General features: G+C 69.3%; 16 protein-coding genes. 6 read left to right on the top strand and 10 right to left on the bottom strand.

Annotated features, from left to right (window positions below; all coding sequences use genetic code 11):
* Window positions 1-28 precede the first annotated feature (28 nt).
* From ACZ7L5_RS29985 to ACZ7L5_RS29975, 3 genes are all read right to left on the bottom strand, one after another.
* On the bottom strand, window positions 29-997 hold the full coding sequence (locus ACZ7L5_RS29985; protein WP_471520420.1) for an aldo/keto reductase: 969 nt from the start codon (window positions 995-997) through the stop codon (window positions 29-31).
* A 301-nt stretch (window positions 998-1298) separates the two neighbouring features.
* Window positions 1299-3311: a Stk1 family PASTA domain-containing Ser/Thr kinase gene (gene pknB / locus ACZ7L5_RS29980; RefSeq protein WP_471520418.1), complete on the bottom strand. Its 2013-nt coding sequence runs from the start codon at window positions 3309-3311 to the stop codon at window positions 1299-1301.
* A 6-nt stretch (window positions 3312-3317) separates the two neighbouring features.
* Window positions 3318-3986 (bottom strand): hypothetical protein, encoded by a 669-nt coding sequence (locus ACZ7L5_RS29975; RefSeq protein ID WP_471520416.1) that lies wholly within the window; start codon window positions 3984-3986, stop codon window positions 3318-3320.
* A 369-nt stretch (window positions 3987-4355) separates the two neighbouring features.
* Between ACZ7L5_RS29975 and ACZ7L5_RS29970 the strand changes: the two genes are divergently transcribed.
* The gene (locus ACZ7L5_RS29970) at window positions 4356-5216 is read left to right on the top strand and encodes a hypothetical protein (RefSeq protein ID WP_471520414.1); all 861 of its coding nucleotides are present in this window, start codon (window positions 4356-4358) and stop codon (window positions 5214-5216) included.
* 50 nt (window positions 5217-5266) lie between these two features.
* Here the strand turns inward: ACZ7L5_RS29970 and ACZ7L5_RS29965 are convergent, their stop codons facing one another.
* Entirely contained in the window at window positions 5267-6700 is a 1434-nt protein-coding gene (locus ACZ7L5_RS29965) for a hypothetical protein (RefSeq protein WP_471520412.1), read from the bottom strand.
* Between the two features lie 421 nt (window positions 6701-7121).
* Here ACZ7L5_RS29965 and ACZ7L5_RS29960 point away from each other — a divergent pair, with 421 nt between their 5' ends.
* Window positions 7122-9914 (top strand): helix-turn-helix transcriptional regulator, encoded by a 2793-nt coding sequence (locus ACZ7L5_RS29960; RefSeq protein ID WP_471520410.1) that lies wholly within the window; start codon window positions 7122-7124, stop codon window positions 9912-9914.
* A 127-nt stretch (window positions 9915-10041) separates the two neighbouring features.
* Here the strand turns inward: ACZ7L5_RS29960 and ACZ7L5_RS29955 are convergent, their stop codons facing one another.
* From ACZ7L5_RS29955 to ACZ7L5_RS29945, 3 genes are all read right to left on the bottom strand, one after another.
* Window positions 10042-11232, bottom strand: a complete 1191-nt coding sequence (locus ACZ7L5_RS29955; protein WP_471520886.1) for a ParB/RepB/Spo0J family partition protein — start codon at window positions 11230-11232, stop codon at window positions 10042-10044.
* 104 nt (window positions 11233-11336) lie between these two features.
* Window positions 11337-12602, bottom strand: coding sequence for a ParA family protein (locus ACZ7L5_RS29950; RefSeq protein ID WP_471520408.1), 1266 nt, complete (start codon window positions 12600-12602; stop codon window positions 11337-11339).
* Window positions 12603-12891: 289 nt separating this feature from the next.
* A complete protein-coding gene (locus ACZ7L5_RS29945) occupies window positions 12892-13557 on the bottom strand; it encodes a hypothetical protein (RefSeq protein WP_471520406.1) in 666 nt (221 codons plus the stop codon).
* A 739-nt stretch (window positions 13558-14296) separates the two neighbouring features.
* Here ACZ7L5_RS29945 and ACZ7L5_RS29940 point away from each other — a divergent pair.
* Genes ACZ7L5_RS29940 through ACZ7L5_RS29930 form a run of 3 tightly spaced genes read left to right on the top strand, consistent with a single transcriptional unit; the run spans window position 14297 to window position 17330 of the window.
* Window positions 14297-15412 (top strand): bifunctional DNA primase/polymerase, encoded by a 1116-nt coding sequence (locus ACZ7L5_RS29940; protein WP_471520404.1) that lies wholly within the window; start codon window positions 14297-14299, stop codon window positions 15410-15412.
* Window positions 15409-16932, top strand: a complete 1524-nt coding sequence (locus ACZ7L5_RS29935; RefSeq protein ID WP_471520402.1) for a DNA primase family protein — start codon at window positions 15409-15411, stop codon at window positions 16930-16932. The genes ACZ7L5_RS29940 and ACZ7L5_RS29935 overlap by 4 nt, the downstream gene beginning before the upstream one ends.
* The gene (locus tag ACZ7L5_RS29930; RefSeq protein ID WP_471520400.1) at window positions 16929-17330 is read left to right on the top strand and encodes a DUF6009 family protein; all 402 of its coding nucleotides are present in this window, start codon (window positions 16929-16931) and stop codon (window positions 17328-17330) included. The genes ACZ7L5_RS29935 and ACZ7L5_RS29930 overlap by 4 nt, the downstream gene beginning before the upstream one ends.
* Window positions 17331-17572: 242 nt before the next feature.
* Here ACZ7L5_RS29930 and ACZ7L5_RS29925 read toward each other — a convergent pair whose 3' ends face one another.
* Complete coding sequence (locus ACZ7L5_RS29925) at window positions 17573-17947, bottom strand: DUF6009 family protein (protein WP_471520398.1); 375 nt, start codon at window positions 17945-17947, stop codon at window positions 17573-17575.
* A gap of 227 nt (window positions 17948-18174) precedes the next feature.
* Window positions 18175-19662, bottom strand: a complete 1488-nt coding sequence (locus ACZ7L5_RS29920) for a DNA primase family protein (RefSeq protein ID WP_471520884.1) — start codon at window positions 19660-19662, stop codon at window positions 18175-18177.
* A 1387-nt stretch (window positions 19663-21049) separates the two neighbouring features.
* Here ACZ7L5_RS29920 and ACZ7L5_RS29915 point away from each other — a divergent pair.
* A complete protein-coding gene (locus tag ACZ7L5_RS29915) occupies window positions 21050-22546 on the top strand; it encodes a cellulose binding domain-containing protein (RefSeq protein WP_471520396.1) in 1497 nt (498 codons plus the stop codon).
* A 13-nt stretch (window positions 22547-22559) separates the two neighbouring features.
* Here the strand turns inward: ACZ7L5_RS29915 and ACZ7L5_RS29910 are convergent, their stop codons facing one another.
* Complete coding sequence (locus ACZ7L5_RS29910) at window positions 22560-23459, bottom strand: DMT family transporter (protein ID WP_471520394.1); 900 nt, start codon at window positions 23457-23459, stop codon at window positions 22560-22562.
* Between the last annotated feature and the right edge of the window lie 73 nt (window positions 23460-23532).

Genomic DNA, 23532 nt, shown 5'->3' with positions numbered 1-23532 from the left:
CCCGGTGCACCCGGTGCTTCGTCCCCGGCTACGGCAGTGCGGCGCCGCGTGCCGTGATCCACAGGCGGTACCACTCCTCGTGGCTGAGCTCCGGTTCCCGGCGGGCCGCGTCGGCGCAGGCGCGGATGCGGTCCGGGCGGGCGCTGCCCACCACCGGGGCGATCCGCGCCGGATGCCGCTGCAGCCACCACAGCAGGATCGTCTCCTCGGTGGTGCCCTTCGCCTCGGCGAGCGCGGAGAGGTACGCGGCCGTCGCCCGCTCCTCGGGCGTCTCCTCAAGGCCCGTGAAACGGCCCCGCGCCAGTGCGCCCCACGCCTGGAGCCGGATCCCGTTCGCCCGGCAGTGCTCCAGGGTCCCCTCCGGGAAGCCGACGGACGCCGCTTCGACGGTGTTGACCAGCACGCCCGCCTCCAGCCAGTCCCTGCGGGCCAGGCTCATCTCCAACTGGTCGGCGACCAGCGGGACGTCCAGCCGGGCCTGGAGCAGGGAGATCTGGGCGGCGCTCATGTTGGACACCCCGAAGCTGCGCACGAGTCCCTGCCGGTGCAGCGACCCAAGCGCGCGGGCGATGTCCTCGGGGTCGGCCAGCGGGTCCGGCCGGTGCAGCAGCAGGACATCGATGACGTCCGTACGCAGCCGTCCGAGACTGGCCTCGACCTGGCGCACGATGTGCTCGCCGCGCAAGTCGTACATGCCGGGCAGACCGTCCTCGGCCAGGCGGATTCCGCACTTGGTCTGGAGCACGATACGTTCGCGCAGCCCGGGCGTGCGGGCGAGGATCTCGCCGAACACCGCCTCGGACTTGCCGTGCCGGTAGATGTCGGCGTGGTCGAACACGGTGATGCCGATGCCGAGCGCCGCCTCGATCGCGGCCTCGGCCTGGTCGATCTCCGCCGGGCCGTACGGGGTGGTGTCCCAGGCCCCGCCGAGACCCATGCACCCGTACAGCAGCCGTTCCTCACCCGTGTCCCGGGTCCGGTCTTTCTGCGTCGTCACCTCGGCAGCCTCGCACGGGCGGCCCGGTCCCCCGCAATCCCCCGCTCAGAATTCTGATCATTTCCCGGGCGCCGTCACGGTCCCCGGCGGGGGCGCCACTTCCGGGGGACGGCACCGGCGCACCCCGGCCAAGTGCGAACGCCAGTCGCTTCAGTCGCTCAGCACGTCCTCGCAACGTTCTGACCTGCGGTTCGTGGCGGGGTGAGGAGGAGCGACCGAAGCGAGGGGAGGCAGCCCCCAGACCCTTGCTCGGCCGACCGAGCGCCGTGAGCCGTCTGTCCACGTCAGTGCTCGACCGCTCCTACTCTTCCTCCGCATCCTCATCGTCGCCCCGCCGGTCGGCGGTGAACAGACCGACCGTTGTGCCCTTGTCGACCCGGGTGCCGGGAGGCGGGGTGGAGCCGAGGACACGTGACTGGGGATCGCGCGAGCCGGTGATCTCACCGACTTCCAGCCCGGCGGCCCGGAGCATGCTCTGGGCGGCCCTGAGGTCCTGGCCGTCGACGTCCGGGACCGTGACCTGCTCGCTGCGCTGAGCCCTGCCGACGACGATGCGCACCGTGGATTTCTTGTCGACCTGCTGAAGTGCCCCCGGCGTGGTCGAGACGACCTTGCCGATCCGGTTCGGATCGCCGGTCTCCTGCTCGGTGCACTCACCGACGAGATCGTTCGCCGTCATCCGCGCCTTCGCCGCCTCGCAGGTCATCCCCACGACGTCCGGAACCGTGGCCCTCTCCTCCTGCCTGGGCTCCTGCTCGGTCTTGGCGACGACGAGGGTGACCGTCGTCCCCTTCTCCACCTCCGTGCCCGTGACGGGGTCCTGCTCCAGCACGGTTCCCGCGGGCTCGGGAGACACCCGCCTCTCCGTCCTGACGACGAAGGCGTACGCGTCATCCTCCAGTTTGTCCCTGGCCGCCTCGACATCCAGACCGGTCACGCTGGGCACCGCGACCTTCGGCGCCCCGGTCGACACCACCAGCCTGACCGTGGACCCCTTCGTCACATCCGTACCGGCGGCCGGGTCCTGGGCGCAGATCTTGCCCCTGCTCTGATCCTCACAGGGCTTCTTCTCGAAGAAGAGCTTCAACTCCCTCTGCGCGGCGAGCTCTTCGGCCCTCACCCGGGTCTCCCCCACGAAGTCCGGAGCCGCCACGGTCTCACTGCCCACACTGCTGCCGGTGCCGCCGCCCTTGGCGTCGCCACCGTCGCTCATGACCCAGCGGCCGATCAGGAGGGCGCCGACCAGGACGAGGACGCCTGCGACGACCAGCAGGACCGTGGAGGTGTGAGACGTGCGCTGCGGGCCGCGGCGCCGGTCGGGGCGGTCGTCGTAGCCGTAGCCGCCGTCGTCCGGGTTCATCGGCGGCAGCATCGACGGGGGTGCCGCGGCACCGGTCGACGCGTGCGGAGCGGCCGACGGGCAGTCACCGGCACCCCCCTGGCCCGCGTACGCCATGGCGGTCGCGGCGACGGGCCGGCCGTCGAGGCAGGCTTCGATGTCGGCACGCATCTCGTCGGCCGACTGGTAGCGGTAGTTCGGGTCCTTGGTCAGCGCCTTCAGGACGATCGCGTCCATCTCGGGCGTGATCTCCCGGTCGAAGACCGAGGGAGCCTGCGGCTCCTCGCGAACGTGCTGGTAGACCACGGCCACCGGGGAGTCGCCGACGAACGGCGGACGGACGGTCAGCAGCTCGTAGAGCACACAGCCGGTGGAGTAGAGGTCCGAGCGGGCGTCGACCTGCTCGCCCTTCGCCTGCTCAGGCGAGAGGTACTGGGCGGTGCCGATCACGGCCGCGGTCTGCGTCATCGTCATGCCGGAGTCGCCCATGGCACGGGCGATGCCGAAGTCCATCACCTTGACCTGGCCGTTGCGCGTCAGCATGACGTTCGCCGGCTTGATGTCACGGTGAACGATGCCGGCGCGGTGGGAGTACTCCAGGGCTTGAAGAATGCCGACGGTCATCTCCATGGCCGGTTCCGGCAGCAGCTTACGGCCGGAGTGCAGCAGTTCACGAAGCGTGGAGCCGTCGACGTACTCCATGACGATGTACGGAATCGACACGTTGTCGATGTAGTCCTCGCCCGTGTCGTAGACCGCCACGATCGCGGGATGGTTGAGCGAGGCGGCCGACTGGGCCTCCCGGCGGAACCGGGCCTGGAAAGACGGATCGCGCGCCAGGTCCGCGCGCAGCGTCTTCACCGCCACGGTGCGGCCGAGCCGGGTGTCATGCGCGAGGTATACCTCCGCCATGCCACCACGGCCGAGCACCTGGCCCAGCTCGTACCGGCCGCCGAGGCGACGCGGCTCTTCCATAGCTACCTACCAGCCCTCTCCGTCGATGGATCCGAGTGCCCGCTCGCCTCGCGCGTGGCGGGCGAAAGCCGCTCGAATCTCATCCATTGCGGTTCGCTGTTCCATTTCGCCGAGGTCATGGGCGCATCGATGGTGGGCGAAGTATCGCTCCGGCGTGAACTCCTCACCGAGCAGACAGGAATCGATGCAGAACAGCCCCGATTCCTCGTACATGTCGATGTTCTTTCGCCGGCAGTGCTCGACCAATCCTTCGGCCACCCGCCAGCGGACGCCGTCGAACCAGAAGACACCCGTGGCACTGTGGATGCTGTCACCCAGGCGTGTCCTGATGTTGAACGACTCCGTCGTCTCGGGCTGGTTGCGTATCAGCCCGACGAGGTCCGCCGGCACCCCGTCGAAGTAGGAGTCCTGCACGGCGAAGTCCTCGTCCGCTTCGTCGTGGTCACCGTAGGTATTCAGTTCCGATTCATGCCACTGGGTGAGCAGCAGGATTCTGCCGTCGGCAGTGAAGTACCAGACCGCCGAATCCCCGCCGCCGTTGTGGTGAGCGAAGCGCTCTGCCCCGGTGACAGTGACTCTTTGAGTGTCCGTCAGCAATGCGTCGACCACCGTCACACGTCGCTTCAGGTCCGCCAAAGAAGTCCGCTGCAACGCGGTCCAGATCTCCTCACTCATTCACACACGGTAGCGGCACGCTTTTGTCCCGCCGGTGGCGATGGTTTACCGCACAACACAGTGCTCAACGGGCATGCACGCTTCGCACCGGACAAGAGATAACCTCTCTTTGCTCAGGGAAATTGAGCGATTCGCCCCGGCACACTCTTACGCTGAGGGCCCTCTTTCTCCCCTTTGCAACCGGTTCTGTTGGTGAACAACCCTCGCCTACCGCCGAATTCGCACTTTCGGCCATCAGCGCCGGAGCCTTCGGGACTGTTTCGCCCGCCATTCACTGTCAGTGCCCCGTGCTCACATGGATCCCGCGTTCGGTACCGGCGGCGGGGTCCACCGGTGAACGCCGAAACGAGTTCGAGGATGGGAACAGTCATGGCAAGGAAGTACCAGGCGCTGGCCGCCGCCGTATCCGCGGTCGTCGTGCTCGGTGCCGCCGGGTGCTCCAGCGACTCCGGCGACGACAAGCCCACCAAGGGCAAGGACAGCGCCGACGCGGGCGGCAACACGAACGGCGACGGCAAGGACGGCGGCGGCGGGCAGGACGGCGGCGGAAATGACGGCGGGGAGCAGCAGGCGCCCAACGGGGTGGAGAATCTCTCCGCGAAGGCGATCGTCGACAAGGCCGTGGCGGCGACCGACGCGGCACCTACCAAGCGCCTGGTCGTGCCCGAGGGCGTCGATCTGACCATGGACCGGAAGGGCAACTGCGCCGGTACGGTCACCGTCACCTCCCCGCAGCAGGTGCTGCGTAAGAAGGACGAGGTGTGGGTCAAGCCGAAGGACGAAGCCGCCTACTACGCCAGCGAAGAAGGAAAATCTCTCCTCGCGGCGGTGCCCGACGCCAAGGGTAAGTACATGCACGGCACCAAGGACGCTTCGTTCTCTCTGGGCCTGCTCTCGCTCTACTGCGAGTTCGGCGACCTCGGCAAGAACGTCAAGTCGAACTCCGCGGTCAAGGGCGGCAAGTCGACGGTCGACGGCCACAACACGGTCTCGGTGAAGGTGACCTCGGGCGAGGACGTCATCACCCTTCATGTCGCCACCGACGGGAAGCCGTACATCCTGAAGGCGGCCCAGTCCAAGGACGGCGAGGTCACGGACATGCTGCTGTCCGACTTCGGCAAGCCGTTCACTCCCCCGGCCACTCCCCCGGCCGCCCGGACATTCGACGCGGCCAAGGCCGAGGAGGCCGTGATGGGCTCGTCGGGTTCCGGTCTCGGAGGAAGTTCCTGACTCACGGCAGCGTCCGCGGCCCGTCCACCACGACGGGCCGCGCGGGCGTCTCACGGCAGAGGCGGCAGGCTGCCCCGCGCGAGGGGCCACTCGTCGGTGATGAGCGGGAAGAGCAGGCGTGGCGTCGGGCGGATGCCGAGGATGGTGAACGGCATCCGGCTGAAGAGGGAACCCTCCAGGGTCACCCCGCCGTGCACGCTCCACTCGCCCTTGCGCCGGTCCCTCAACGCGCCTACGAGGCCGGGCTGTTCGGCTTTCACCCGCAGGTACGGCCCGAAGAGCGCGTCGATGCCTACCGCGTCGTACAGGCCGATGCTCGCCTCGGGGCCCAGCAGCACGCGCAGGTCACCGTCCCCGGACACCTCGGCGGTGCCCTTGTCCACGGGCTTTCCGTCGGCGTGCCCGTCGCCCTTCCAACCCGTTTCCTTCGTGTACCGGGTACCGATCCGCATGGTGCCGCCGGTCGTCTGCTCGACGTCCACCGTGAGCGAACCGTCGACCCGCACCTGAAGGACGAGCTGCAACTTGAGCGACACCACGACGGGCACGGAGCCGACCATGATGACCGGGTAGGCGGCGAGCACGGCGAGGGGGATGCGGGGTGCGATCCTCGGCGCCCGCACAGGGCCCTTCAGACGCCAGCCCGCCCGGTAGGGCCCGCTCACCTTCACGGAGGCGGTCGCGTCGGAGGCATCGGCCGTGCCCCGGCCGTCGTAGGCGAAGGAGACCTCGGGCGTCAACTCGAAGAAGCCCCCGATCCGGGTCTCACGCTCCAGCCAGGGCTTGCCGCCGAACATGGGGACATGGGCGTCGAATTCGAGGCGCAGGGGCTTTCCTGCGGCTGCCGTGGCGTCGGTCTTCCCGCCTCCGGCCAGGCCACGCACCACATCCAGTCCCTTGATGAGCGGGTCCACCGTCCAGGCGGACGGCGCCACGGGAACCGTCCCACTGGCTGTGCGGGAGCCGAGCACGTCCGCCAAGCTCGCCGGAGCGGTGGTGAGTTCCGTCTTCCGGCCGTCTACGGACCCCACTCCGGTCACCTTGAACAGGGCTCCCTTGGGAGAGGCCTTGGTCGGTGGGCCGGCCACGACATCACCCTTGCGCAGGGCGGCAGCCGGCCCCCGGGCGTCATGGCGTACGACGGCCTTGCGAGAGGCGGCATCGTACGCGACGAGGGTGACCCGGGTGCCCGTGTCCCCGCCGAACGTTCTGTCCGAGGGGCGGGTGACGGAGGCCGTGCCGCTCCCGCCTGGGGTGACAGGGAGCGTCCGGGACTTCTCGGCGCTCCCGGAGGTGGCCGAGGCGTCCTTGCGGGCGTGGCTGCGGTCGGGGTCCGGGGGCTGCTCCCCCGGTGAGCCGGGGGGCGGCGCCTCCGCCTGTGGGGCGGCTTCGGCCGGATCAGGGGCCGTGTCCGCACATCCCGTGACGAACAGCGCGGCAGCGCAGACCAGTGAGCACAGACCTGTGCCCTTGACGCGTTTCATGGGGGTCTCTTGGGTGGGGGAATCGGGCCCCGGCCGGGACACCGCGTCCGCACCCTACCTATCCGCCAGTTGGCGAACCCGGAGCTTCGGGGATCGAAGTCGACAGTGCGCACCGAGCATGCGCGGGTGGGCGAAGTACCTTCAGAATTGGGCCACTTGTCGTGGACTGCCGACTGCATGCGTCAAATTCCCGAATGGGCGGACCAGTTGGTTGTTCACGCTGAACGCCTGCTGGCGCAAGTCCTGTTGGGGCAGCGCTGTCCCGGCAACGGAGACTCTCGCCACGGGTCGAGTCACCCATTGTTGCCACCCCTCACTCTCTGTCATTGGCCACGGTCGGGCAGTCGGGCGAGAGCAGTGCCGTGGGAGAATTGGCGTCCAAGCACGGGGGTGGCCCCTCCCCCTGACGAGGTGATCACCCATGCACGTCGAGGGCACGTTCGTCGGCAGGCAAGCCGAGCTGGCTCGCTTGCGGGAGTGTGCCCTGGCCGCCTGCGCCGGGCGGCCGGGACTGGTGCTCGTCGAGGGAGAAGCGGGCATCGGCAAGACCGAACTGCTCCGCCACTGGCTGACCGACCCCTCCTTGAGCGGGTTCACCGTATTGCGAGCACGCTGCGACGCGGCAGAGCAGGACTTCGCCTTCGGGGCTCTCCAGCAGCTGACCTCGTCGGCACCGGACTCACTGGTCGGCGAGCTTCCGCTGCTCAAAGGGGTGATCCCGGCTTCAACACCGCCGTACGACGTGGGCAGCCGGCTGCTGGAGCTCCTGGGTTCCCTCCAGTCCGAGCAGCCCGTCGTGCTGCTGATCGACGACGTGCAGTGGGCTGACGTGGCCTCCCTCCAGGCGTGCTCCTTCGTGCTGCGGCGGCTGGAGGCGGACTCCGTGCTCGCGGTACTCACCGCCCGCAGCACCGGCGACGGACGTGAAACCCACAGAGACGACGTGCTGCGACGGCTGGTGGGCGCGGTGCCCGGCAGCGTACGGATGGCGTTGCGCGGACTCGACGTCGAGCATGTGTCAGAGCTGATCACCCGGGTCACCGGGCAGCGGGTCACCACGGCCCTCGCGGAAGGCCTGCGGGACCGCACCGGCGGCAACCCGCTGTATGTGAGCACCCTGCTGGCAGAGCTGCCCGACAGCGACCTGACCGAGGCTTCGCTCACGGGACTGCCCGTACCCCCCTCCTTGACAGCCGCCATCCGGTCCCAGCTCGCGCATCTGCCCGAGCCCTCCCGAGCTCTCGTCGAGGCCGCCGCAGTGCTGGGCACCTCCTCCCCCCTCGCAAAGGTCGGCTGGCTCGCGGAGGTGGAAGCCCCGTCGTCCGCCCTCGAGGCCGCCCTGCCGTCCGGACTGGTGCGCTGGCGCCCCGACGAACCTGCGGTCCCTGTAGAGATCGGCCACGCGCTGCAACGGCAGGCCGTCATCGAGGCCATCCCCCCACACCGGCTGCGACGCCTGCACGCGGCAGCCGTCCACCTGGTGGACCGGCACACGGCCTGGGCCCACCGAGTCGCCGCGGCCGAGCCCTCCGATCTCCGGCTGTCCGCCGAACTGGTCGACGCCGCGGACGAGGCGTTCACCGCCGGTGAGGCAGACCGGTCGGCGACCCTGCTGCTGTGGGCGGCCGACCTGGAAGTGACCCGAGCCGGACGGGAGCGCCTCCTGCTCACGGCGGTCGAGCGACTGCTGGTGATCGAGCGGTTCACCCGGGTCGCCGCGCTGCTGCTGCGCGTCCGGGCCAGCGCACCCTGCGCGGCGCGCAGCCTGGCGCTGGGAGCTCATGCCCTGTACCGCGGGACACTGCCGGCAGCCGAGGCACACTACTCCGCCGCGCTGACGGAGAGCGAGGAGGAGGGAGACGTCCGCACCGAGATCATGGCGCGTGGTGCACTCAGCGCCGTTCTGAACTTCCTCGGCCGCTACGACGAGGGCATCGAGGCAGCCCGCCGGACGCTCGCGCTGGACCCGGGCGCGTCCTTTGCCTGGGTCAACCTGTGCACAGGGCTCGCCCTCGCCAAAGGACCGCAGACGGCGCTGCGGGAACTTTCCCAGGTCACACCGACGGTGCCACGGGCCGCGCCCGAGGTCGGGCCGCACGACGTGGCTCTCCTCACCCTGCAGGGAATCCTGCGGATCGCCTCAGGCTCGCTCAAGGCTGGAGCCGACGACTGCCGCACAGCACTGGAACTGGGCATGGCGCACGGAATGTCCGCGCTGGCCGACTTCGCCTACGGCCACTTGGCCACCGGCCAGTACCTTCTCGGGGATTGGGAGGACGTCCCGATCAGCTGCGAGCGGGGCCTTGCCATTACCGCCAACGGCGACGGCAAGACGGCCGCGTACGCATGGGAGTACGCGGCTCTGTCCTGGCTCTCCGCCGGACGGGGCAAGTGGGCAGCGGCGCTGGAACACCTGCGGGCCATGGAGAACTGGTCCGACGCCGACCGGGCGGACGAGACGCACACATCCGCGTTGTGCGCGGTCAGCAGGGCGATCTATGCGCAGGCCCGCGGTGATCACCGGGCGATGCTGAATGCCGTGGAGCCGTTGGCACGCTGGGAGGCAGGGTGGCCCCGCCAGTTGCAGCTGTACTGGCTGCCCCTGCACGCGGAGGCTCTCCTCGGGCTGGAACGGCTGGACGAGGCGGAGGCCGAGATCTCACACCTGCGGAGCGTCGCGGAGGACATCCCCTGCCTGCGGACATCCGCGTCGTGGCTGTCCGGCCGGCTGGCCGCGAGTCGCGGAGACCTGCCACAGGCCCGCACCACGTTCGAGCAACGCCTGGCGACGCTGCACGAGTCGGACGCGCCCCTGCTGCACACCGCACTGCTGGCGCACGACTACGGCCTGGTCCTGCGTCGCTCGGGGCACACGGCGATCGCCGGCAAGTGGTTCGACGAGGCACATCAGCGTCTGCAAAAAGTGCAGGCCCGGCCCTTCCTCGAACGCTGCGCCCGCGACGTTTCCCGGCCGGCGCAACCCGCTGCGACCACCCGCGATACTGCCGTCGCAGGCGAACTCACCGCCAGGGAACGGGAGATCGCCCATCTCATCGGCCGGGGACTGACCAACAAGGAGATCGGCAAAGAGCTGTTCGTCAGCTCCAAGACCGTCGAGTACCACCTCAGCCGCGTCTACGAGAAGTTGGGCTTCACCAACCGCCGCGAACTCCGGGACCATGTGCAGCGCGGCATCCTCACTCAGGAGGGCTGAGCGGCGGCCCCTGGAAGGCCAGGGACCGGCCGAGGCAATCCGGAGAGCCAGTCGCTTCGGTCGCTTCGGTCGCTGACCGGACCGAGGGCGGGCCCCTGCCAACGGCAGGGGCTTTCCCACGGCCCGGTCACTGCTCAGCAGCGGTAGCGGGGTTCCCCCTCTTCTGCTGGTGCTGATTGAGAAGAACCAGCATCTTGTCGAACTCGGTGTCGCTCATCTTCAGGATGAGGTGCATCGCCACGAAGATCCCGTCGTCGTAGGGGATCTTCGTCAACTCGCGGGTCTTCGGAACGGTGTCCGAAGAAGCGGGCTGAGGTTCCGCACGACGGTCGCTGCGCGGCTCCGGAACGGACTCCGAGGCCGTCGCCACGGCCGGAGGGTTCTGCCCAAGGCTGGTCGGGACCGCTGCCCGCTCGCTGTCCGTGCCGCCCAGAACGACACCACTTCCGGGGCCCTCAGTGATTACGTCGTAATCACCCCCGTCGCCGGCGGGCACTCCCCCGTCGTCAACACCGTCCGAGCCTCCGGTGTCTCCGTCGCCTCCCGTGGTGATTACGTCGTAATCACTACGCCGGTCGGCGAGGTCTCCCCCACCGCTGCCGCTGCTGTCCTCTCCTACAGCGCCGTCGGTGATTACGTCGTAATCACTCGGACCGGTGCTCGGCGCCGCGGGCGGCGTGTCCACGCCGACCCGAGGACGTGGCGCCGCCTTCGCTGCCTGAGCTTCGGCTCGCTGCGCCTTCAGGTCTTCCAGCGCCGCTTCCTGCTCCTCCGGGGGCCGGTTGCCAACTGCCCGCAGAAGATCGATCGGCTCCTCTCCGATACGCGCCTGGAGTTCAGGGGTCAGATTCCGCAGAGCAAGGCGCTGAGAGACCCAGCCCTGGGAACGGTGCAACCGCTTGGCGAGGGCGCGCTGGCTCCCGTGGATAGCCAGCAGCCGCTCCAGGGCGCGGGCTTCGTCAAGCTCGTCGAGGTCCTGACGGTGGATGTTGGCGACCAGCGCGGACTCAAGGAGTTCCTCGGATGTGGATCCCTGGTCGTCGCTCACCATCACCTTGATGGTGGGGAGGTCTGCTTCACGGGCAGCGGCGAGGCGACTGCTGCCGTCGATGACCACATACGTCGTGTCCGGTTCCAGATCGCCTTCGCGCTTCGGATTCACCTTGATGTAGGCGTCCCGGTTCATGACCGTGATGGCCTGCTTCTGCCCGTGCGTTCGCAAGCTGCCGGCGAGGTCCGTCAGATCGCCGAGGTCCGAGCGAGGGTTGTCCGGGTTCAGGCTGACGCGATGCGGAGGGAGTTCGGTCGGTGGTGCCACCCCGTCCGTAGGCACGCCCGTCGCCGCAGCAACCGCTTGGCGACGGGCGCTGACGGTCCGGGCCCCACCACCGAACCGCCCGGTTCCGAGCTGACTGGCCTTGCTCACAGCACCTCCCTGGCAAGCGCACGCATGCCGACGGCCTGCTGGGAGCGGGGCGCATACGACAGCAGCGGCTTCTTCACTCGGACAGCCTCCTTCTGTTCCTTGAGGTCCCCGATGAGCCCGACGACCTTCGGATCCTTTATGTCGACCCAGCCCTGAAGCGATGACGTCGCGATGTATCCGCGGCGGGAGTCGTAGAGGTTGACGACGATGCCGAGATAGTCGATGTCGACCTGGAGGTCGCCGCGCAGATCGTCGATCTGGGTGGTCAGCAGCTCGTAGGCGTCCGCGGAACTGTCCTCGGCCTGGACCACGATGAGCGCACCCGACTGGCCGGGCTTCTCTCCCTCGCGGCGACGGCCGTAGTAGGCAGCGGCGTCCATGCTGAGCCCGAGGCTCGGCGGGCAGTCGACGATGATTACGTCGTAATCACTTTCCAGAGGAGCGAGCGCCCTCTCCAGTGCCGCTTCGCGCGCCCGCACCGCGGACAGCCGCACATCCAGCAGGAAGGCGTCGTTGCACGCGGGCAGCAGGTGCAGCCGACCGTCGAACGCCTCGTCGTCGACGGAGACGATGAGGTCACGCAGGTCGCCCTTGGGGTCACCCGCCATGTGGTTGGTGAGGCTGTCGCCGTTCATCGGCAGCGGCTCGGCGCCGAGCTGGTTGGTGAGGTGGCACTGGGGGTCGAAGTCGACCAGGAGCACCCGCTGTCCGGGGCCGGGCAGATTCTCGACCTCAAGTGCCATGTCGTCCACGTCGGCGTCGGCGCCCTGCGTTTCGCTGGCCTTGAGCGCCTTGGTGAGGGCCTTGGACACACTGGCCGGGTGGAGGGAGCCGGCGTCCTCGGCCAGAGCTTCGCCGAGTCCAGCCGTGATGGCCGTCTTGCCGACTCCGCCCTTCTGATTGCAGACGACGACGCGGCGGGTGATCTCGGGGCGCTCCACGTCCGGGGCCGGGTTGGTGTCGAGCCACAACTGCACGGACTGGGCGAGTCCCTGAATGAGGGACACCTTCCGGTCGGTGCTGATCTCCCGGAACTGCTCCCACTGGCCTTCCGGAAGGAAGGTGGAAAAGGAGTCGGCACCGGATGTGTCCACGGAGGCAGTGGCGGAGGCGAGTTCACACCAAGCGCTGATGCCCTGTTCCACCGCGGTCTGGATCTCGACGCCGTGCTGGGCGGCTCTGACTTTGAGGTTCTGCCGAAGCCATGTCGGCAGCTTGGAGACGACCTTCTCGCGGTCGCCGGGGAAGGTTGGCGCATTCATGGGGACACCATACTAACGCTCAAGATCTTTTGACGTCAGGACACGTTAGTTTTGCTGACGTCCCGCCAATCGGAGGTGTGATATGTCCGATTGGCGGAAGTGATTACGTCGTAATCACCCTCCGGGACTCCTGGGACGCAGAACCGGGGGAGTGGCCGCAGTGTCAGTCCTCTGCCAGCAAAGCACCGTCACCCCATCCAGCAGAAGCAACTTCGCACCGCGAGTGAGCACATCGCACGCACACCGGACTCAGGGCGGCCGAACACTGCTCAGTGCAGGCGGACACCGCTCAGTGCGTCTGCCAGTGCCTGGCCGCAGCCAGTGCGGCGCGGGCGTCTTCCGTCGTCGCCACGGGCTCAGCCGTGCGCTGTTCGCAACGGGCCAGCGCACGCAACGCGGCGTCCAGATACCGCTCCAGGCTCACCATCTGCGTGGGGGTGACACAGCTGGGGAGGACTTCCGTCATCTCGTCGAGCCAGTACTCGGCATCCTCATCCGGGGCCAGACCCTCCCGGTGCTCCAGCAGACGATGTGCCACCGGCATCAGCAAGTGATTCCGCTGCCGGGCCTCTGCCTGCTCCCGCTCTTCGGCGGCCTTGCGCTGAGCGCGGTGCCGCTCCGCCTCCCGAACCGCCTCCGGTGTCCGCCGGACCGGGGGAGTCTGCGGAGTCTCGTCCGTGAGCAGTGCGGCGTGCAGTCGGCGAGCCTTGTTGTAGGCGGCGCTCGCGGCCCTCACCGCCAAGGCCGGCGCCAGGTGGAGCCACTCGGCACCGGCCGCCCGTGCGGCAGCCACCGCTCTAGCCTGATGGACGTCTGCCCGCTCCCGCACGTACTCCCACAACCGCACACGGTGCAACGCCGCCGCCCGCTGTACTTCCTGAGAGAGGGTGCGCAGGGCAGGGGCGTTCTTTTCCGCATGGAGCAGGACCCCGTAGATCTCATCGTCCGCGGGCATGCGCTCCACGGCCGGATCCCCTGCACTCTCGTGCAGTCTGCGAAGCTCTGCGGCGGCCGCCACGGCATCGATCCGGCCAATGCGCATCTGCGGCTTGACCAGTGGTTTAGCTGCCAAGGAAGCTCTTCGCCCGCTGCGTGCCATGAGAGCAGTCTGCCCCCGGGAATCCTCGATTCACAGAATGTGAAACGCCGAAAGAAGCCAACAGCCTGCGGGGGAGCGGCTCGTCGGCCGGCGGGTGGTGCCGAGCACCCTGGTCGGTCGCTTCAGTCGCTGAGCCCGGCTCAGTCGCTTCAGTCGCTGCCGGTTTTCCTCCGCTCAGCTGGAGCGACTGAAGCCCAGCTACTCAGCGACTGTTCAGTCGCTGCTTCAGTAGAGCGATAAAACCGCAGGTCAGAGGCCCTATGCCAGAGTAGGTAGCGACTGAAGCGACTCAAGTTCCGCATATATCAAGGACTCCTGTGTGCGCGTGTGCGTGATATATAGAGAGCTTCAGTCGCTTCAGTCGCTGTTTTTCCTCGGCCACCCCCTCTGAACTGGCCTTTTCCCTCGACTGATTGAGTAGCTACCGAAGCCCCTTCAGTAGCTGCGCCGCCCGTTCAGCCGCTGTGCCCCCCTCAGCCGGTCGCATCATCGACACAGAGGTACGTCGTTCCGCATGTGCTCCACGCTCCCTCGCGTCACGTTCGCTAGTGTGTGTCCGTCGTTGAGTCGCTTCGGTCGCTGTCAGGGGGTGTGCATGTCTGCTGAACTGCGGTTTCCTTTCAGCGACTCACGGGTGCGCGACGAGCGTCCGTCAGTCGCTGAGCAGTCGTTGGCGGTCGCCCGCTGGTGTGCCCGCCGGGGATGGCCCGTCCACCCCCTCTCCGCAGGCCTCAAGACGCCGGCCGCCAACTGTCGTGAGTGCCGCACGAAACCGCATCCGCCCACCGCCTGCCCCTGCCTCCCCGCTGGTCGCTGGTGCCACGGCTTCCACGCCGCCACCCTCGACCAGAACCGCATCGGCGACTGGTGGGGCAACCACCCCGAGTACGGCATCGGCGTCTCCTGCGGCCCGGCCGAGCTGGTCGTCATCGACATCGACGCCCACCATGCCGAACCGCCCACCCGCGACCGCATCCTGCCCGGCATCCCCATCGCCGACCACGTCGACCTCACCGGCCTGGCCAACGGCTTTCACACCCTGGCCCTGCTCGCCGCACTGCGCGGCAGGCCGAGCCCCGCGGACGACGAGACCACCCTGCGCGTGCGCACCCCCTCGGGCGGCCTGCATGTCTGGTACCGGGCCAGGGACAGCCGCCGCTGGCAGTCCTCCGTCGGATCCGGCAGGGGCCGCGCCCTGGCCTGGCAGGTCGACATCCGCGCCCACGGCAGCTACATCGTCGCTCCCGGCACCACCACCCGGCACGGCACCTACACACCCGTCGGCCAGCCCCGGCAGCCGGCGCCGCTGCCTCTCTGGCTCGCCCAGGAGCTGGAACGCACCGGACATCTCCCCGCACCGCACATCCCCGCCCCGAGGCCGGTCCCGCCGCGCGCCCGGCAGGCCGTGCTCGCCGCGGGCGGCGGCAGGGACCGTGTCCAGTACGTCCTCGCTGCCGTGCTGGCCCCCGTGGAGGCCTGCGGTCAGGTCGCCGAGGGGGCCGGGTTCTCCGACGCCCTCAACCGTGCCGCCTTCACACTCGGCGGACTGGTCGCCGCGGGCCGCCTCGGCCGGGACGAGGCCGAACAGGCGCTGCGAGAAGCCGCAGTGGCGGCCCGCCCGGGGCAGACGCGACGCATCGAGCAGATCATCCGCAGCGGTCTGACCGCAGGCCAGGAAAAGCCCCTGCACGGAGGAGGGAGGCGTTCGTGACGTCACCCAAGCCGGAAGCGCTCTTCGAGTTCAACCCCGAAGCCGTCGCCGCTCAGATCCGTGCTCAGGGCGCGACCACCGTCCCGCGCCCGGCGCGGGACGGCAGCGACCGTGCCCCGTCGGCCGCTGCGACGGCCGACGGGCTGCTGCCGGACACCCTGACCGACCGCGGCAACGCCAAGCTGTTCGTGAAGCTGTACGCCAACGACTACCGGCACGTGCCCGGCATCGGCTGGTACCGCTGGGACACCACCCGCTGGCAGATCGACGAGGACGACACCGTCCTGTGGGCGGCGGGCGATCTCGCCGAAAGCATCGCCGCCCACGATCCGCGCGGCGCCTTCACGACGACCGCCCTGCAACAGCACCGCCGCCGGGCCCTGTCCACCACCGGCATCAACGCCATGCTCGCCCAGGCCAAGTCCGCCCCCGGCATGGTTTTGAACGCCGCCCGCCTGGACGCCGACCCCTACGCCCTGTGCACGCCCGACGGCATCGTCGACCTGCGCACCGGGCTGGTGCAGAACCCCGACCCGAACAAGGACTTCCACTCCCGGTCCACCACGGTGGGCCCGCAACACGGCCCCACGCCCCGCTGGGCACGGTTCCTCACCGACACCTTCGGCGAGGCCGCCGAGGACAGCGAGATGATCGACTATCTCCAACTGCTCCTCGGGTACTCCCTCACCGGCGACGTGGGTGCGCAGATCTTGCCCTTCCTGTTCGGCTCCGGCAAGAACGGCAAGTCGGTCCTGCTCGACGTTCTGATGAAGCTCCTGGGCGACTACGCGGACGCGGCCCCGCCCGGGTTCCTGATGGCCCGCCCCTACGAGGGACACCCGACGGATCTGGCCGAACTGCACGGCCGCCGCGTCATCGTCTGCTCGGAGGTCAAGCCCGGCGACAAGTTCGACGAGGCCCGCGTGAAGCTGCTGACCGGCGGCGACCGCATCAAGGCCCGCCGGATGCGCCAGGACTTCTTCTCCTTCACCCCGACCCACAAGCTCTGGCTGCTGGGCAACCACCGTCCCGAAGTCGGCACCGGCGGCTTCGCGTTCTGGCGCCGCATGAGGCTGATCCCCTTCGAGCACGTCGTGCCCGACCACCGGAAGATCGACAACCTGGCCGACATCCTGGTCACCGAGGAAGGGCCGGGCATCCTGGGCTGGCTCATCGACGGCGCCCGCCGTTACCTCGCCGGCGACCGCGACCTCACCGGCCCCGAGCGCGTCAGCATCGCCACGACCGCCTACGCCGAGACCGAGGACCACACCGGCCGTTTCTACGACGAGGCCTGTGTCCTCGGGCCGGATCTGAGGGCCGAGCAGACGGCCCTCTACGCCGCGTACAAGACCTGGTGCCAGAATGAAGGGGCACCACTGATGTCCTCGAGGGCATTCGCCGCCCGCACTCGGGAACTCGTAGGAATCGCCTCGCCCAAGGAGATGGTCCTGTCCAACCAGCGTAAGCACTACCCGGGTATCGGACTGCTCACCGACCAGGAGGACGCAGGCGCATGAGCTCCCTGATCACCGAGGACGAGATCAGCCACGAGACCTCGCTCTTTTGGCTGGAGGACGTCGAGAACCTCGACTACGTCCGGCAGAGTCTGGACCGTCTGCCCACGCGCAAGGGCAAGCCCGCCTACCACCGTGACGGCCGCATGGTCGGCTACGCCCTCCTGGGACCCACGGCCAAGGCCTCCCGTGCCTCCGGCACCTTCCGCCGGCGCGTCTTCTGGCTGCTGCCCCATGACCGGGACAGCGAACCGGAAGGCCTGTACGCCAAGAGCGCGCCCGCCGAGGCGGTGGACCCGCGGACGCTCCAGGCCCGAGTGAAGGGCTACAAGACGGAACGCTCCGAGGGCGGCCCGCCCTCCTCCGCCATGCGCAAGCTCGGGATAACACTGCCCCTGTGACACACGGCGCGGCAGCCGCCCCGGCATCCGGTGGCCGCCCCGGGCCGCGCAATGCCGGGGGAGTGGCCTTGGTGCAGCTGCCCCCCGTCGCGTAACCGCTCGTGCCCCCGGGCGGCTGCCGCACCGACCGCCCGACCGCCCGGCGGCCCGGCGGCCCGAACAGGCCGGATGCCCCCGGATGGCCGGTATGGCACGGACGAGCCGGGGGAGGGTAGCTTCGCAGCCCCTCGACCCAGAGCTCGTCAGCCCGTCATGGCGGCGGGCCCGCGCTGGGAGCGAGGCGTCTTCTCGCCGACCTTGCGCGGGCGGATGGTCCGCGGGTCGACCGCCTCGCCCGGGGCCCCCTTCCGGTAGATCCCGTCGGGCTGGTTGTCACGGTCGTGCGGCAGCAGGAAGAACACGCGCCGCCGGTACAGCCCGCTGTCGGGATCGGCCGGGGCCGAGTCGTCGAGCTCCGTGTATCCGACCATGCGCCCGTCGCGCGCGTACCGTGGCTTGTTACGGCGGCGCGGTGTCTTGTCGAGGGCCTGGCGCACGTAATCGAGGCTGCCCACGTTCTCCAGCCACACCACCTGGGCCTCGTAGGTGAGATCGCTGTCGCTCAGTAGCGAACTCATGACCTCGATTCCTCCTCGTTCCGGTCCGCCGGGGAACGGCCGGCCGCCTGTTCCATCCTCCGGCCCGCCGAGCTCGACCATCCGAGGCGGGCCGTGCCGGCTGCGGCCGGAGCACGACGTCCGGTGCCGACTTCGGTGTCCGGCCTGCTGCCATCGTATGAGCCGCCCTCACGGGCCGCGAAGCGTTTCGCCCGTTCCGGGCAGCGCGCCCGATCATTTCGCGACACCTAGTCCACCACCAGTCCGATGCCGGGATAGTACTTCCTGCCGTTGGATTTGATCATCTCGGCCGGGCTGCTGAGCCCCACCTCCTGCCGGACGCGGAGCGCGAACGTCCGCGTGCTGGCGGGACGGATACCCTCCCCGGCCTGGCACCACGCACTGTAGGCGGCGTACAGCAGGCCCTGCTCGACCCGGAGTTCGGCGCTGGGCTCCGCGTCCCGCGTGCAGCACTCGGCGAGGAAGCGCCCGATGTGGTCCTCGGTCGTGGCGTAGGCGTGGGTGGCGATGCGCACGCGGTCCGGTCCGGTGAGCGGGTCCCGGGTGGTGAGGTACTTCTTCGCCCCCTGCACCAGCCACTGCAGGATTCCGGGGCCCTCGTCCCGGACGAGTTCGAAGGCGAGATTGTCGATCTTGCGTTTGTCGGGCACGACGCGTTCGAAGGGGATCAGCCGGATCCGGCGCCAGAACGCGAAGCCCCCGGTGGAGACTTCGGGACGGTGGTTGCCCAGCAGCCACAGATGGTGGGTCGGCGTGAAGGAGAAGAAGTCCTGCCGCATCCGGCGGGCCTTGATCTTGTCGCCGCCTGTCAGCAGCCGCACCCGGGCCTCGTCGAACTTGTCGTTGGGCTTCAGCTCGCTGCACACCACCAGGCGCCGCCCGTGCAGTTCCGTCAGCTCGGTGGAGTGCTCGGAGAACGATCCACGGTCCATCAGGAACCCCGGGGGAGCGGCGTCCGCGTAGTCGCCCAGGATCTGGATCATCACGTCCAGCAGCACCGACTTGCCGTTCTTCCCCTCGCCGTGCAGGAACGGCAGCACCTGGGCGCCGACATCGCCGGTGATGGAGTAACCGAGCATGAGATGCAGGAAGTCGATCATCTCCCGGCCCTCGTCGTCGTCCCCGAAGGTGTCCTCGAGGAAACGCTGCCACCGCGGTATCGGCATGGCCTGCGCGGAGACGCTGGTGGCGCGCGAGTGGCAGCCGCGCTCCGGGTCGGGAGGGTGCAGCAGTCCCGTGTGCAGGTCGATGACACCCGACGGGGTGCACAAGGCGTACGGATCGCCGTCAAGGCTGTCGGGCTCGACGGACAGCCTCGGTGACGCCTTTGCCTGGGCCAGCAACGCCTTCATGCCGGCCGTCGACAGGGTCCGCCTGCGGTGCACGGACAACTCGCGCTCGGTGAAGCGCCCTTGGGGGTCGCTGTCGGGCATGGCCTCGGCCATCTCGCCCGCGGCCCACAGAGCGGCCTTCTCTCCGCCGGTGCGCTGCCAGCGGTACCCGTCCCAGGAGAACCAGCCCAGGCCGTCCACATGGCGGAACTGGCGGCTGAACCGCTCGATGAAGAGCTTGGCGTTGCCCCGGTCCGTCAGAGACTCGGGAAGAGCCCCGTGAAGGCCGTCCGCACGCGCTGCCGGGGCCGGGGCGGCGTCGGGGCCCTCAACGGGCGCCGCAGGCCCCGGCATGACGCTTTCCAGGGCTTCGAAGTCGAGCATCTGCTGTGCTGCCACCACCGCGTCGAAGCGCACGCTGCGGCCGGCGCTCACGCGCTCCCCTGAGCCGGGCACAGACAGGCCAGCGGGCGGGGACGGCCCGTTCTGCTCATGCCGCCGCCCGCCGCGGGCGTCGCGAGCCCGGGCACCGGTGGACGGACCGATGGTCCGTGCGCGGCGCACCAGCGCGCCGCATTCACCAGTGTCACGGGGAAGTCGTTCGCAGTCGAAGGCACGTGGTCGTCCTGGACGGTAGGGACTGTTCTTCTCGCAGGAGTTGTGAGCGGAGATGAGTGGAAGCGCTGGGCTCCGCATCACGTTCTATCAGTACTCCGGTCCCTTGAGTCCCTCCTGCCCGATAGCCGGGCAGGCCCCACCCGGGTCCACCCGCCGTTAAAACTCCCGACGCCACAGAAGCACAGTAATCCGATCGTCTGTTCCCATGGGGACGAGATGTTCCCCCGGCAGGGTCTGAAGCCCAAGGGGGCGGAGTACGTTCGGTCCCTGAGGTGTTTTTGCCGGTCAGCGCGGTTTTCGATGCCGAAACAGGGTCTGAAGGGACTGAGATCCCTAGTTATCAGCGCTCCATGCGTTTCTAGGGTTGGTTCTCATGTGTGCGCTCGCGTACGCGTACATATAAGTCATCTATTCATACTGCGTGTGTATTCTCCGCTGATAAGGGGGAGGTTGAGTCCCTTCGGTCCCTTCTTGCGACCCTGGAAACGCTCTGACCTGCAGCTTCATGGGCAGGGACCGGGAGGGTCCGAGTCCCCCCGGTCTCGGCTCTCCGTCCCTCGGTCACTCCCGCGTCCCCGCGGGCGGCCGACGTCCCCGGCCCGGCACCCCGTCCCCGCCCGCAGGCTTCCGACCCCAGCCCGTGAAAAGCCGAGGTCGCCGGACGTGGGCCGAAAACATCTGGCCCTCGCGGGTGCGGCTCTACAGATAAACCGTTTCTTCGGGTGAAGGGAATGATGAATTCCAGGCAACGGGAAAGACCTCATCCAGGGGAAACCGCTCTCTCCTGTCGGCGATCCGGCCGAAACAGCGGAGGTGCGCGGGGAGTTGAGCGAAGCGCGCGATCGCTCACCAGAGATGAGCATTCTCCTGTGAAGCAGGCTGGTTCCTACCCATGGGTAAGCAGTACCGGGCCAGTCGCGTGCCCAGGACGGCGAGTTGCTTGGCCCGGCCAGATGGGCGGAACCCCGTTCCGGCAGGCGGACGGACGCCATTCCCTCCCCAATTGCAAGGGAATTGGCCCCGCCGAACAGATCTTGAATCAGCGGATGCCCCGTGCCAGGCTCGTCGACGCGTGCGAGGGGGCAGGATCCGGCTCCGGGAGGAGGCCGGCTCGCACGCCTCGCGTCACGATCGAGCAGGGGGAGGGGAAACCGTGTCCAAGCCGTTCGCCCGGTACCCGTCGGCCCGCCGTTCGGTCATCGACACGGCGGGCCCGGCCCCGGACATCGGCCGTCGGCTGTGGGAGGACGAGCCAGGCCCCGTTCTCGTCTACGCGCAGCTGTGCACGCGGGACACGGCCGCCGCCGAGCGGTTGGCCGAGCAGGCCGAGGAACGCCTCGCCAGTGCCCCGTACGCAGGAAACACTGAAGGGCTGCCCACCGTCCCGGTCGTGCTGAACGCCGTACTGGACACGGCCGTTGAGTGGGCGCGCACCCCGGCCGGGCGTCCGGTGCTGGCGCCCGCACTCGTCGAGTGGGCGCAGACGGGCAAGGCCGGCCGGCAGGGCGGCGGCGACGCCCCGGAACTGCCGTTGGCGGTGCGCGCCCTGCGCGCGATGGACGCCCCCGACAGCGAGTTGTTCTGGTGGGCCCGGGTCGAGGGGCTGTCCGACGAGGTCGTCGCGCGGCGACTCGACCGGCCGGCCCCCGGGGCCGCCGAGGACATCCTGCGGGTGACGGCCGAGTTCCGTGAACGCGCCCGGCTGGCCCACACGCTCCAGGTGCAAAACCCGGTCTGCCGTTCCTATGCCGGGCTGCTGGAGGCGACGGCGCGGCAGGGCTCCGGTCCCACCCCGCCGGATCTGCTGGGGCATCTGGACCAGTGCCCCGGCTGCGACGACGCCTTCCAGTGCCTGAATGTCCAAAGCCCTTTGCTGCCGCAGATCGTGGCCGGTGCCGCTCTTCGCTGGCACGGCACCGTGTACGTCGCCAGACGGCGCAGACAGCTCGCCCAGGAGCCCGTGGGACTGATCGGGCGGCCGCCCGGTCCCGGCTCCTTCCCGGCCCGTTCCGCGGGCGTCCTGCGCACCAGGCGCCTGTGGGCGGCCGGAGCCGCCCTGGTGCTGCTCGCGCTCACGCCGCTGTTCCTGCGCGACGAGTCCGCCTCGCAGAACGGCCCGGCGGCGCCGGCGGGGCCCGGCGAGATCCTCCCCCCTGTCTTCGCCACCCCGTCCGGCAGCCCGCAGCCGGGCGGCTCAACAGCTCCCGGAGACGAGGACACTCACGGTCCCTCCAGCACACCCGTGCCGTCGGAATCGTCCGCAGAGGACGAACCGTCGCCGGACCCGAGTGTGTCGAAGAGCGGACAGTTGCCCGACGACGAGCAGTCAGGTGCCCCGGTCTGCCGGGCGGCCTTCACCCCGCAGGACTCCTGGCCCGACGGCGTCCGGGGCGACCTCGTCGTCACGACCGGACCGGCGCTGGGGGAGGGCTGGAAGGTGACGTTCCGCGTCCCGGACAACGTGTCCGTCGAGACCTGGTACGGGCAGTCCACGCAAGCGGGCGACGTCGTGACGGTGACCGCCCCGTCGTACGAGCGCACGCAGCCTGCGGGTGCGACGTTCACCATCGGGGTTGTGCTGCGCGGACAGGCCTACGGCGCCGCCTGGGTCTCCGATGTCAGGGTCGACGGCCGCGCGTGCGGGAGTTAGCGGCCCCGCAGCGTCACAGCGCCGCCGGTGCCGGTGCCTTCGCCGGCCGGAGCACGAGATACATGGCGGCCACGATGAACGCACCGCCGACGAGGGTGCGCGTACCCGGCGGCGAGCCGATCAGAAAACTGAACAGCGAGACGAACAGCGGCTCGCAGGCCATGACGACGGCGGTGGCGGCGGCCGGCACCCGGGCCTGCGCCCACGTCTGCACCCCGTACATGAACAGGGTCGCCATGACGGTCAGATAGCCGAGCCACGCCCAGCCGGGCCCGGTGTCCGGCAGGTCCGGGCCCGAGCGCAGCAGGCCCACCGACGCGATCAGCCCGGCCGCCAGCATCTGCACCGCCGTCATGCCGTACACCGCCCGGCGGTCCCCGAACTGGGACAGCAGCACCATCTGGACGGCGTACCCGAGGGCACCGGCCAGGGTCAGCCAGCTGCCGATGCCCACACTGACCCCGTTGAAGGAGATGACCGCGAGGCCTCCCGTCGCCACGATCACCGCGGCCCCCACACCGGGCGTCACCCGGACCCGGAACGCCGCCCACGCCACCAGCGGCGTCAGGACGACGAACAGCGAGGCCAGGAAGCCCGACTGGGACGCCGACAGGTAGCGCTGGCCTTCCGTCTGGAGCAGGGTGGCCAGCCCCAGGCAGAGGCCGGGGGCCGCCCCGGCGACGGCCGTGCGACGCCCGAGGGAGAACACCGCCCGGGGACGCAGCAGGACCAGGATCGCGCCCGCCGCGAGGAACCGGGCGGCCACCATGCTGGCGGCCTCCATCTCCGGCAGCAGCCACACCACGGCGATGTACGACCATCCCCACACCGCGCTCGCGCAGGCGAGCGCGACGAGGGCGACGCGGTACTCCCAGCGTCCCGCGGACAGGGCCGGCGCCCGGGTGATGGTCATGAGAGGTCTCCAGGGGCAGGGGCAGAGGCAGAGGCAGAGGCAGGAGCGCTGGATGTCAGATACTGACCTTCGA

The organism is Streptomyces sp. NPDC107528, assembly GCF_055639295.1.
Note: the sequence above shows the minus strand (reverse complement) of the source record. Positions and strands in the feature narration are given on the sequence as shown.